We start from the raw sequence: 12,594 nt of genomic DNA on the forward strand, positions 1-12,594 counted from the left end.
TGAATTGCTATTATTTTATGGGTTTTTATAACTTTTAATTCAGTAATTTATTTCCTTTTATGGTGATTTTATACTTTACTGGCGGTGTTTTCGTGTTTTTACTCATTTTTATAATTTCCATATCTGAATCTTTATTTTGTTTATAATTATGTAAGTAAAATTGATATTCATTGCATAATTAATAAAACGTATTATGGGAAGGTATGATTTACTGCTCTTCGAATGTTTTGTCCTTCTTTTGCCAGTATTTACAGTGTAAAAAGTCCCTTTCTGAATTTCAAAAAGGGACTTTTTATAATTTAAATTGGAAAAGGTTTTTAATCGGTAAGCAATCCGAGAAACTAGTCGAATCCATTTTTCATGGCGAAAACAGCGAGTCCCACACGGGTTTTCAAATCTAATTTTTCACAAAGCTGGTCTCTGTAACTTTCCACAGTTCTTGGACTGCAGCACATTTTATCAGCTATTTCTTTATAACTTAGTTCAGTAACTGTATATTTCAGGAATTCTTTTTCACGCTCAGAAATCCGCACTGTATCTTTAGATTCAGTTTCATTGTTCAGATTAGAAAATATAATGCGTGACGCCCATTCCGGATAAAAGAATCCTTCCGTATTTAATTTCACAAGAGCTGTTTCCAGTTCTTTAGGGTGGGTGTTTTTTAATAAATACCCTTTTGCCCCGTTTTTTATCATTTTGATGACGCTTTTGTCATCCCCTTGCATGCTCAAGGCCATTACTTTAATATCAGGGTGGTTTTCTTTGAGCCATAACACGGTTTCGAAACCATCCATAATTGGCATGCTGATGTCGAGTAAGATAATATCAGGAATTTTATTGTTATTTTCGAATTTCTGAATAAGATCTTTTCCGTTTTCACAGACATAAATAACTTCAAAATCTTTAAAGTTGTCAATAATACCTTCCAATGCCTTCGCAATAAGGATGTGGTCGTCAACGATAACAATTGTTTTTTTCATGGCTGTCTTTTTAGTGTAATATTAACGGTTGTTCCTTTGTTCTTTAAACTTTCCAGAGTGAAGTCTGCTCCTATGATTTCCGCTCTGTTTTTCATATTGGTTAATCCAATGCCATTAGATCTTATGTTAGTCCTGTCAAATCCGATACCGTCATCCTGGATATTCAGTTCCCAAAGTGCTTCATTCGAAGTATTGAGGTTAATGAAAATATTTTTGCAGTGGGCATGCTTTATACTGTTCTGAATAAATTCCTGGGTGATTCTCAAAAGTACATTCTTATGTACGAATCCCAGATCCAGTTGTTTAAAATTATGTTTAAAGCTTACATTACATTTTTTAAAAGCATTGGTGTTGTCGACTTCTTCCTGAATTAAGGTTACGATTTCCTTTTGATTGATATTATCATCAGTTAAAGTTTTCGAAAGACTTCTAAGGTCCTGAAGGGATTGGTTGATGATCTGTGATACCTGTTCTATTCTTTCATTGACTTCAGGAACTTTATTTTCGTATAAAAGTTGCTGAGTGTACAAGCTTACTAATGTGAGTTTCTGTCCTATGTTGTCATGAAGTTCACGGCCAATCTGTTGCATAGTAGCCTGTTGGATCTCCAGCTGAGTGGCCAAGAGCTCCTTCTGATGGATTTCATTTTTTATTTCAATTTCATTTAAATACTCTTTTTTTCGCTGTCTGTATTTTCTAATGTATACCATTAGCGCAGCTACGAATAATACAAAGAATACGTTAAATAAAATAATGGTTATTAAAAGTTCCGTTTTCCCCATATGAATGAAGCTGAAAATAATAAATACATGATAATATCTGAAATCTGTGAGTAATTGCAATAAATACTCCAGATTTCCCGGTTGTCATAATATAGAAGTGTATAAAATGTAAAAAATGGAAGTGTTCCAATATAAAATAATGTTACTCCCAGATTTATATAAAACATTTTATTGTTACTGAAATTGATTATATCTTCAGAATTCACCTGTTTATAGTACTCCATGATAACTAAAATCATTAAAAGTAAACACCCAAAAGTATAATTAAATGAATAAATTATTTTACTTTCCTTAAAATACAGTTCACTGGGAATAAATGAAATCAGATAAAATAATGAAAGGATCCCGAATAGTTTTCTATTGTTGAATGATTTTGCAGCATATAACCAATAGAAAAACAAAAATTCCATGGGGATTACAAAATAATTATAATATTTGATTTTTGAAAATAAGGAAAAATTTCCATACCTGCCAAAAGACTCAAATATAAAAATTGCTATCAAATATATTGAAAAGTACTTCCAGTATTGATTTTTTAATGACTTTAGAAAAAAAATCGAAACTAAAGCGGATAAACCTTCTGTACAATATAATGAATAGTCCAGTACACTTCGCAATGAATCCATTTTTTACTTAATAGTTTTGAACAATTGGAGAATCAGGAGGAATTAAGCTTCCGTGGTTTTGTGCTAGTCCGCCTTCTTCTTCAATAGGATCTGTTGTATTTCGAGATTTTAATGCCATAGCGATTACCTGACCATTGGAATTGGATGGATTGAAATCGTAATGTAAAATCTTTCCGTTTTTGTCTTCTTTTTTTAGAGTGGGAACCATTATTAAAGTATGTCGTTCAGCGTACTCTTTTGGAACAGTATGACTTTCCATAATTGTCCAATTGTCAATCTTAGGATAAGCAGCATAATAAAATCTAATACCCAAATCACTTTCACTGGTTGCGGGATTCACTTTCTTAGCTTCTGTTTCAAGATCGTTAATGAATTTTTTCAATTTAGGCAAGTCAAACCAGATAGAATCTGCATCAGTCATTTCAAGAGTAGAATTAATTGCTTTCAGTTGATTATTACGGTAATTATTAATCAGCTCCTGAATAAAGACATTACTCATAGTGTTTGGAAGACTTAGTGTCTCCACATCACCTTCGAGAATAGGTTTTGTTTCCATAATGTTAGTTTTTTAAACACAGTGTTAGTTAGTAATGCAAATCTCGGAAAAATTTTAGGTTAAATGACAGGGATTTCTCCTATTTGTTATCCGTGATTTTACGGGAAGATGGATTTTCTTTATAAAATGGTAATTTTTTGGTGAAAAAATTGATGTTTCGAATCTTAATTAGATTTTATTTTTATGTTAAAATAAATGCTTATTATATTATAATTATTAATAATTGAATATATTTACTTGTAGAAAAAAAAATAATTTTGAAAACAAAACTTTTTAGCATTGCCATATTGGGACTTTTATCGGTTGGAATGTTATTTCAATCATGCAACAGTGATAATGAAAGTGAAGCATCAAGCGATAAAGTAATTTCTCAAAATTACAAGGACCGATTAATTGATAGTAAAACAGCTCAGGCGCTGGCAGATACTTATCTCACTAATAACTACGCTGTATTATTAGGGGGACGAACAGCTAGGGGATTGTCAGCCGAAGATGCAAGACAGGTAATTTATCCAATAGAAATTTTGGAAGCGTTTATTGCAAATGTAGAAGAGAAAGCAGGGCAAGATGCATTAATTGGGGTTAATATCGGACAATACCCTTCTTCCGAAAAAGTGGACGCTCATCAGAGAGAAGATTATAAAGGATATCAGACTATGTATCTAATGTCTTACAAAACTCCTGCAGATACTGTTTCTGCGGCTAATTGTGTAGAGGCAATGAATCATGGTAGTATTATTCCTCCTGATGCGACAGCAGATAAAAATGATATCTTAGATAAGAATATTAATAATTATCTCATTGCTAATGAAACAGCTTCACTTTTAGACAAAACCTATGCATTAAACAATGAAAAGACGTTGGATGCAAAAGGGATTGAAGTTAAAAAGCAATATTTTTATAGTATTGGTTTATTGAAGGGATATCTTCAATATGTAAAAGAACAGGCTGTGATTAATGGTATTACTGACGTGAATATTGCAATTAATATGGGACAGAATAGCTTCAGTTCGGGCGCTGTGAATAAAGGGAAGCAAAAGGCAGGAAGCCAATGTATCTTTTTTACAGCATTTCCTAAGGGAAATGATGCAAATAGTAAAAATTTGAATATTCTAAATAATCTCCCGGCTCTTAAATAACTTTGATGTCCGGATAAAAATAAAAAAGCGGTAGAAATAATAATTTCTACCGTTTTTTTTACACTTGAATCTTTTTTGATATCGTTATGTGTTACTTTCATAGCGTTGTCCAGATGTTATGTCAATGTGAATTAACAAAAATAAGTGCTGTAGATTTTGTCTACAGCACTTACTACAAAAATAATATATATGAAAAAAACTATTTATTTTTCCGCCGGTCTGAAAACCAGACCTGTTTCATCGAAATAATCCAAAGTGATTCGGTCTCCGTCATTTACATTTCCGGCCAGAATCTCGCGGGATAGTTTATTTAAAACTTCCTGCTGGATAACTCTCTTTAAAGGTCTTGCACCAAAAGCAGGATCATATCCTTTATTCATTAAATAATCTACGGCATCCTGAGTTGCTGTCATGATAATATTTCGTTTTGCTAACATATCATTAAAGCCTCGCAACTGATACTGAACAATTTTTCCAATTTCCTTTTTTCTTAAAGGCTGGAATAATACAATCTCATCAATTCTGTTTAAGAACTCCGGACGAAGAGTTTGCTTTAATAAGTCAAAAACTTCTTCTTTTGTTTTCTCTACGATTTCATCCTGATTGGCTTCAGTAATGTTTTCAAAATTTTCCTGAATCAAATGTGAGCCCAGGTTAGAAGTCATAATGATAATTGAGTTTTTAAAGTTGACAACTCTGCCTTTGTTGTCTGTCAAACGACCATCATCCAAAACCTGCAATAAGGTATTGAAAACATCAGGGTGGGCTTTTTCAATCTCATCCAAAAGAACAACTGAATAAGGTCGTCTTCTCACTGCTTCTGTAAGTTGTCCTCCTTCATCATATCCTACATATCCGGGAGGCGCTCCTACTAATCTGGAAACAGAATGACGTTCCTGATATTCACTCATATCTATTCGGGTCATATTGTTCTCATCGTCGAATAAAAATTCAGCCAGCGCTTTTGCTAACTCTGTTTTACCGACACCTGTTGTACCGAGGAAAAGAAAGGATCCTATTGGTTTTTTCTCATCACTCAATCCTGCACGGTTTCTTCTGATCGCATCAGAAACAGCCTGAATGGCTTCTTCTTGTCCTACAACCCTGTGATGAAGTTCTGTTTCAAGGTGCAGCAATTTCTCCCTTTCCGATTGTAAAAGTTTTGTTACAGGAATTCCTGTCCACTTAGCAATTACTTCGGAGATATTTTCTGCAGTTACCTCTTCTTTTATTAATTCGTTCTGATGATTTTGCATTTCAAGTTCCAGCTTCTGCAAGTCATCTTCTTTTTCTTTGATTTTTCCATATTGGATTTCTGCTACTTTGGCATAATCTCCAGCTCTGGAAGCTCTTTCCGCTTCTAGTTTTAAAGATTCAATATCTTTTTTAATCTGTGTAAGATCTTCACTTTTTTGTTTTTCTTTCAACCATTTTGCATTAATCTCATTTCGTTGTTCGGAAATTTTTGAAATATCTTCTTTTAAATGGTCAATTTTGGTCTGATTGCCTTCTCTTGAAATAGCAGCCAGCTCAATTTCCATCTGCATAAGCTTTCTATCCAAGACATCAAGCTCTTCGGGTTTGGAGTTGATTTCCATTCTCAACTTGGCAGAAGCCTCATCAATAAGGTCAATTGCTTTATCCGGTAAGAATCGGTCTGAGATGTATCTTTGAGACATTTCAACTGCTGCAATAATAGCCTCATCTTTGATTCTTACTTTATGATGCGCTTCGTATTTATCTTTAATTCCACGTAAAATAGAGATCGCAGATTCTGTATCCGGCTCTTCCACCATTACTTTCTGAAAACGTCTTTCAAGGGCTTTGTCCTTTTCAAAATATTTTTGATATTCATTCAAGGTAGTGGCACCTATTGCTCTTAATTCTCCTCTTGCCAAGGCGGGTTTTAAAATATTTGCTGCGTCCATAGCGCCTTCACCACCACCAGCTCCTACTAATGTGTGGATTTCATCAATGAAAAGAATAATTTGTCCGTCAGACTTTATTACCTCATTAACGACAGACTTCAAACGCTCTTCAAATTCTCCCTTATATTTTGCTCCGGCGATTAATGCTCCCATATCTAATGAATATAAAGTTTTATCCATCAGATTTTCAGGAACGTCTCCGTTAATAATTCTATGTGCAATCCCTTCTGCAATTGCAGTTTTACCTACACCTGGTTCTCCAATTAGGATCGGATTGTTTTTTGTTCTTCTGGAAAGAATCTGTAATACACGACGGATTTCTTCATCACGTCCGATTACCGGATCCAGTTTTCCTTCTGCTGCTAATTCATTAAAATTTTTAGCATATTTATTGAGAGATTGGTAAGTTTCTTCTGAACTTGCAGAATTTGCTTTGCTCCCTTTTCTTAATTCCTTAATAGCGCCTTCCAGTAAGCTTTTGGTAACCCCCATATCTTTAAGCATTTTAGAAACTTCAGATGAAGTATCCAAAAGTGACAGCCATAAGTGTTCGATTGTTACATACTCATCACCCATTTTCTTTGCAATGTTCGGCGCATCCAATAGGACTTTATTTGCTGATTGTGAGAGATAAATATTACCTCCCTGAACTTTAGGAAGTCTTTCTAAACTTTCACGGTTTCTCTCTCTTACCAAAGATGCATCGGCTTCCGATTTTTTCAGTAAAAAAGGTGAAATATTTTCATCTACCTGAAAGATTCCTTCCAGTAAATGTTGAGGTTCTATGCTTTGATTACCCAATTCCATAGCAACTTGCTGGGCTGCCTGAATGGCTTCTTGTGATTTTACAGTATATTGATTTAAATTCATATTTTATATTTTTGGGTTGACTTAAAGTGTATAGATTTTAGACATCAGATTTCAGACCATTCAGACTTTGAATTAAATTTAATTTCTTAAATCCGTATCTAAAGTCTGATGTCCTTGATCTAATTTAATCATTTAATTCGGGTCGTATAACACAAAAAGTGTTCAATTATTGAATTTATAAATAAATTGGACAAAATTTCCGAATATTGTATTTTTAACACTGAGGTAACTAGACAAAATTTCCATTTTCATCATATCATCTGTAAATTTTGACATTCTTTTTTATTTTGAAATCAGATTAAAAGAGGTATGTAAAACTTTTATGAGGCAAAAAACAACAGTTTGGATCAAAAAAGTTACTTTTGCAATCTACTGATGGAGCTTAAAGAAAAACAAAAGAAAATATTAGACGAAGCCGTTCAGCTTTTCAAAGAGAAAGGCTATATGGGAAGTTCTGTAAGAGATCTGGCAACTCAATTGAATATAAAAGCTGCCTCTCTCTATGCACATATACGTTCTAAGGAAGAAATCCTTGAATGGATTTGCTTTGGTATTGCTCAGGATTTCTTTGTTGAGCTTCAGGAAGTATTGAACACAGATATCAAACCCAGTGATAAGCTGAATTTATTTATTGATAAACACTTATCTGTTGTTCTCAAAAATCCCGATGTTACTCATATTTATTCCAACGAATGGAAACATCTTGAGGAAAGGCTTCCTGAATTTGTTGAGTTGAGGAAAAAATATCAACAGGAAGTCGAACAATTAATTTCCGGGATCTATAAGGCCGAAAATTGGGAATTAAAATCCCCATCCTTTACTACAAGGTTTATTCTTCATACACTCAATAATTCTTATTTCTGGTTCAAAAGAAACACAGGATCAAATGTAGAGATCACTGATGAAATCAGGAATAAGATACTCTTTGGACTGCTTGGAAATCAAAAGAGATAAAAAAATTACCGTTCTGGTTATTTAGAATCATTCAAAATATGATTAAAATCATAAAAATTTTGTCAGCTTCCAAAATCTTTTTAAATTTACACCTAACAAATGTTAGTTAGTTTTATGGATTTTTCAGTTGAATATTTAGAGCTCGACCAGCTTAGGGAGCTCCAGTCCAAAAGATTGGTAGATCTTGTAGGTTATCTTGAGGAAAGATCAGATTTTTATAAAAGAAAATTTAATGAAGCGGGAATATCACCTCAGGAAATAAGGTCGATTGAAGATATTTCGAAATTACCCATTACTTATAAACAGGATTTGCGGGATCACTATCCATTTGGATTATTTACGGTTCCGAAGAATGAATTACAGAGAATACATTGTTCAAGTGGAACTACAGGAAAACCAACGGTAGTAGGATACACGAAGGAAGATGTTGATCTTTTCAGCGAGGTGGTTGCAAGGTCTTTGAACGCAGCAGGAGCCCAACCTGGGATGCAATTGCATAATGCATACGGTTATGGAATTTTTACCGGCGGATTAGGTCTGCATTATGGAGCTGAAAAGCTTGGAATGAGTGTTCTTCCTATTTCGGGGGGAATGACAACGAGACAAGTGGATTTGATAATGGATTTTAAGCCTGAAGTAATTTGTTGCTCACCTTCGTATGCTTTAACAATAGCTGATGAATTTGCTAAAAGAGGAATTTCTGCTGATGAAATCAGTTTAAAGTATGCTGTGTTGGGTTCTGAACCATGGACAGAAATCATCAGACATCACATTGAAGAGAGGCTGGGGGTTCATGCGACTAATATTTATGGATTAAGTGAGATTATCGGACCCGGAGTATCGATGGAGGATTTCGAAGAAAAAGGTGGTTCCTATATCTGGGAAGATCATTTTTATCCCGAAATTTTGGATCCGAATACAAAACAACCGGTTCCATTTGGAGAAGAAGGCGTACTGGTGATTACCACTTTGACGAAAAAAGCGATGCCACTTCTAAGATATTGGACAAATGACATTACAAGTCTTTACTATGATGAGAGTGGAAAAAGAACGATGGTAAAAATGAGACCTCTTATCGGAAGAGCTGATGATATGCTGATTGTAAGAGGGGTAAATGTTTATCCAAGCCAGATTGAAGAAGCTTTTTCACATGTAGAAGGAGTCGTACCAAATTACTATCTTACACCTATCGAAAAGGAGCAAATGTGCGTTGCTTTAGACATTGACCTGGAAATAGATAATGATTTTATTAAATCTCATCAACTTGAAATAAATACCGATGATTATCTTATTTTTGTCGGAAATTTTGGAAAAAATATTGAAAACGAAATAAAGAAACGGGTAGGAATAACCACAAAAGTGAAAATCCACACTCAGGATAGCTTACCTAAATGCGAAGGTGGAAAAATTAATAGAATACTAAAGAAAAAATGAATTCATTTTATAAACTAAAAACGGTAAAAGTTCAGAAAGATACCGATGAAGCTGTGAATGTAGCAGTGGAAATTCCTGATGAACTAAAAGATAAATTCAGATTCAAGCAGGGGCAATACCTTAACTTCCGGATGATGATCGACGGAAATGAGGAGAGACGTTCTTATTCTATCTGCAATGCTCCAAGTGAAAAAAGCAATACATTGGAAGTATTGGTCAAACTTTTAGAAGGTGGAAAGGTTTCAGGATATTTTAATGAACATCTTCATATGGATGAGGTGCTTGAGGTAATGCCACCTATGGGAGGTTTCAATACCACCTATCACCCATCGAATACCAAAACATATGTTGGTCTGGCTGCAGGAAGTGGAATCAGTCCGGTTCTTTCCAATATCAAGGAAAGTCTTTACCAGGAGCCTAATAGTAAGGCATATTTATTTTACAGCAACAGAAGCATGAATCATGTGATGAAGAAAGCGGAGATCGATAAACTGGTTGAGCACTTCAAAGGAAGGCTGAATGTAGTATATCTGGTAAGTCGTGAAAAGCATGAAGATCCTATTTTTGAAGGAAGAATCTCTCCGGAAAAACTGAATCATTTATTTGAAAGATATACCGATATAGATGTTAAAGAAGCTACCTATTTCATTTGTGGTCCTGCAGAAATGATCAAAGGTATTGCTGATTATCTGAAAAAAGAAAAAAAGGTACCTGCTATTCAGGTTTTATTTGAATATTTCACAGCTCCGGATGAAGAAAATTCTGAGGAAATGAGTGATGAATTCAAAGCTATCGCCAATATAGAAAGTATGGTAACGGTGATCATTGACGACGATGAATATTCCTTCCATCTTAATTCTAAAAAAGAGAGTATCTTAGATAAAGCATTAAAAGATCAGTTGCCTGTTCCTTTTGCTTGTAAAGGAGGGGTTTGCTGTACGTGTAAAGCAGAGGTTTTGGAAGGAGAAGTCTTCATGGAAAAAAACTTTGCACTTACCGAAGAAGAAGTAGCCAGAGGTTACGTTCTGACATGTCAATGTCACCCGACAACCAATGTGGTGATGCTTAATTATGATGTTTAAATTGTATTAACGATTAAATGTAAAAAGTATTCATGAATACATTAATACGTTTTACATTTTACAAAAGACAAAAGAAATGGACTTAGAAAAATTTGTTCAATACGTTCACGAAGAAAATAAAGTAGAGCCCAAGGATATTATGCCTGATGATTACAGGAAATTATTGGTTCGTCAGATTTCACAACATGCCCATTCCGAGATTGTAGGAATGCTACCGGAAGCTAACTGGATTTCCAGAGCTCCTTCTTTGAGAAGAAAAATGGCTCTTTTGGCTAAGGTTCAGGATGAGGCAGGGCACGGGTTATATCTTTATGCTGCAACTGAAACTTTAGGAAACGGAACAATCAGGGCAGACAGAGATGCTACTTATGAAGATATGTTGGAAGGAAAGGCTAAATACTCAAGTATCTTTAATTATCCTACACTGAGCTGGGCAGATATTGGAGCTATTGGCTGGCTGGTTGATGGCGCTGCAATTATGAACCAGGTAATGCTGATGGGTAACTCTTACGGACCTTATTCCAGAGCAATGGTAAGAATCTGCAAGGAAGAATCTTTCCATCAGAGACAAGGGTATGAGATTTTAATGGCACTTTGCCGAGGAACAAAACAACAGAAAGAAATGGCTCAGGCAGCGTTAGATCGTTTTTGGTGGCCGGCTCTGATGATGTTTGGACCTAATGATGACAGCTCACCAAATTCGAAGATCTCTATGAACTATAGAGTAAAACGAGAAAGTAACGATAGCCTTCGTCAAAGGTTTATTGACGTTACTGTTTCCCAGGCTGAGTTTTTAGGATTAACGATTCCGGATAAAGATCTGAAGTGGAACGAGGAGAGGGGGCATTATGATTTTGGAGAACTTCCATGGGATGAATTTATGACCATTCTGAAAGGAAACGGACCATGTAATAAGAAAAGATTACAAACTAAAGTAAAGGCACAGCAGGAAAACCTTTGGGTGAAAGAAGCTGCAGCAGCTTTTGCGGAGAAACAACAAAAAGAAGTGATATAAGGTGATGATTTGAAAATGTACTGATTGAAAATTAATTAACACATTTTCAAATTCTCAAATTTTCAAATTTATAATTGACTATGGCAAATTTAGATATGTGGGAAGTGTTTATTCAGACTAAACCGGGATTATCCCACAAACATGCAGGAACAGTGCAGGCACCAACCGCAGAAATGGCTCTTCAGAATGCAAGAGACGTTTATACCAGGAGAAAAGAAGGAACATGCGTTTGGGTTGTTCCCAGCAAATATATTGTAAGTTCAGAAGGTATGGATCAGGAATCATTTTTTGATCCGGCAGATGATAAATTATACCGCCATCCAACCTTCTATGACATTCCTAATGATGTAAAAAATATGTAATTAATAAAGACTTCAGTATATGAGACTTCAGATATGAAAATTAAATATCTGAAATCTGAAATCTGAATCTGAAATCCATCAAAAAATGAATCCATTATATAATTATTTATTAAAATTCGCGGATGATAGTTTCATCATGGGGCAGGGACTATCCGAGTGGTGCGGTGAAGGTCCTTATCTGGAAGAAGATATTGCATTGACCAACATTGCTCTTGATGAACTTGGACAAGCGAATAACTTTTATCAGTATGCTTCAAGAGTAGCTGATAATGGTAAAAGCGAGGATGATCTGGCATTTTTGAGATATGAACATGAATACATCAATGCTCATTGGGTAGAGCTCCCTAATGAAGATTATGCCCAGACAATTCTTAAAGTGTATGTTTTTTCTATCTATCAGAAATTAATGTATGAAGCTTTATCAAATTCTTCAGATGAAGACTTATCCGCGCTTGCCCAAAAATCTTTAAAAGAGGTTAAATATCACTATACTCATGCTTCATCCTGGATGAAAATTTTTGCACAGGGAACAGAAGAAAGTAAAGTACGTCTGATAAAAGCAATTGAAAATATCTGGGAATACACAAAAGGTCTGTTTGCAAAGGTGGAAGGCGAAGATGATCTGATCACTCTTAATATTGTACCTGATGTTGATGCCCTTTATGAGCAGTTTATTGCTGTTACAGAAAAAGATTTTGCTGATTTTGGACTAGAATATCCAACGGATCATTTTATGCAGCCAAAGTCAAGAACAGGTTACCATACCGAGTATTTCGGATATATTCTTTGTGAATTACAATATATGCAGAGAGCATATCCGGGGTGTACCTGGTAGTAAAATAAGATTTATTTGAAAATATACCCCC

Annotated in this window: 11 protein-coding genes; 7 read left to right on the forward strand and 4 right to left on the reverse strand. The window is 34.8% G+C overall.

Translation table 11 applies throughout. The features are described from left to right. Nucleotides 1-341: 341 nt before the first annotated feature. The 3 genes from ACNFU2_RS16810 to ACNFU2_RS16820 form a co-directional block, all read right to left on the reverse strand. Nucleotides 342-980 (reverse strand): response regulator transcription factor, encoded by a 639-nt coding sequence (locus ACNFU2_RS16810; RefSeq protein WP_172284311.1) that lies wholly within the window; start codon nucleotides 978-980, stop codon nucleotides 342-344. Beyond that, nucleotides 977-1,762 carry a sensor histidine kinase gene (locus ACNFU2_RS16815; RefSeq protein WP_273650619.1) on the reverse strand — a complete coding sequence of 262 codons (786 nt, stop codon included), beginning with the start codon at nucleotides 1,760-1,762 and terminating at the stop codon, nucleotides 977-979. The genes ACNFU2_RS16810 and ACNFU2_RS16815 overlap by 4 nt, the downstream gene beginning before the upstream one ends. Before the next feature lie 633 nt (nucleotides 1,763-2,395). Next, nucleotides 2,396-2,944, reverse strand: coding sequence for a hypothetical protein (locus ACNFU2_RS16820; protein WP_172284309.1), 549 nt, complete (start codon nucleotides 2,942-2,944; stop codon nucleotides 2,396-2,398). Nucleotides 2,945-3,201: 257 nt separating this feature from the next. On the opposite strand from ACNFU2_RS16820, the gene ACNFU2_RS16825 reads away from it, so the two are divergent. Continuing rightward, complete coding sequence (locus ACNFU2_RS16825; protein WP_273650621.1) at nucleotides 3,202-4,083, forward strand: hypothetical protein; 882 nt, start codon at nucleotides 3,202-3,204, stop codon at nucleotides 4,081-4,083. A 203-nt stretch (nucleotides 4,084-4,286) separates the two neighbouring features. Here ACNFU2_RS16825 and clpB read toward each other — a convergent pair whose 3' ends face one another. Further along, nucleotides 4,287-6,881, reverse strand: coding sequence for an ATP-dependent chaperone ClpB (clpB, locus tag ACNFU2_RS16830; RefSeq protein WP_273650622.1), 2,595 nt, complete (start codon nucleotides 6,879-6,881; stop codon nucleotides 4,287-4,289). Nucleotides 6,882-7,223: 342 nt separating this feature from the next. Between clpB and ACNFU2_RS16835 the strand changes: the two genes are divergently transcribed. The 6 genes from ACNFU2_RS16835 to paaC all read left to right on the forward strand — a co-directional run bounded on the left by ACNFU2_RS16835 (nucleotide 7,224) and on the right by paaC (nucleotide 12,563). Next, complete coding sequence (locus tag ACNFU2_RS16835; RefSeq protein ID WP_228457057.1) at nucleotides 7,224-7,835, forward strand: TetR/AcrR family transcriptional regulator; 612 nt, start codon at nucleotides 7,224-7,226, stop codon at nucleotides 7,833-7,835. A 114-nt stretch (nucleotides 7,836-7,949) separates the two neighbouring features. Beyond that, nucleotides 7,950-9,269 (forward strand): phenylacetate--CoA ligase family protein, encoded by a 1,320-nt coding sequence (locus ACNFU2_RS16840; RefSeq protein ID WP_172284306.1) that lies wholly within the window; start codon nucleotides 7,950-7,952, stop codon nucleotides 9,267-9,269. Then, complete coding sequence (locus ACNFU2_RS16845; protein ID WP_172284305.1) at nucleotides 9,266-10,351, forward strand: 2Fe-2S iron-sulfur cluster-binding protein; 1,086 nt, start codon at nucleotides 9,266-9,268, stop codon at nucleotides 10,349-10,351. The genes ACNFU2_RS16840 and ACNFU2_RS16845 overlap by 4 nt, the downstream gene beginning before the upstream one ends. A 76-nt stretch (nucleotides 10,352-10,427) precedes the next feature. Next, nucleotides 10,428-11,366: a 1,2-phenylacetyl-CoA epoxidase subunit PaaA gene (gene paaA, locus ACNFU2_RS16850; protein ID WP_172284304.1), complete on the forward strand. Its 939-nt coding sequence runs from the start codon at nucleotides 10,428-10,430 to the stop codon at nucleotides 11,364-11,366. A gap of 80 nt (nucleotides 11,367-11,446) precedes the next feature. Then, on the forward strand, nucleotides 11,447-11,728 hold the full coding sequence (gene paaB / locus ACNFU2_RS16855; protein WP_172284303.1) for a 1,2-phenylacetyl-CoA epoxidase subunit PaaB: 282 nt from the start codon (nucleotides 11,447-11,449) through the stop codon (nucleotides 11,726-11,728). Nucleotides 11,729-11,801: 73 nt separating this feature from the next. Next, entirely contained in the window at nucleotides 11,802-12,563 is a 762-nt protein-coding gene (paaC, locus tag ACNFU2_RS16860; protein ID WP_306615073.1) for a 1,2-phenylacetyl-CoA epoxidase subunit PaaC, read from the forward strand. Nucleotides 12,564-12,594: the final 31 nt, after the last annotated feature.

The sequence above is a fragment of the Chryseobacterium sp. PTM-20240506 genome, assembly GCF_048296755.1.
GTDB classification, from domain to species: Bacteria; Bacteroidota; Bacteroidia; order Flavobacteriales; family Weeksellaceae; genus Chryseobacterium; species Chryseobacterium proteolyticum.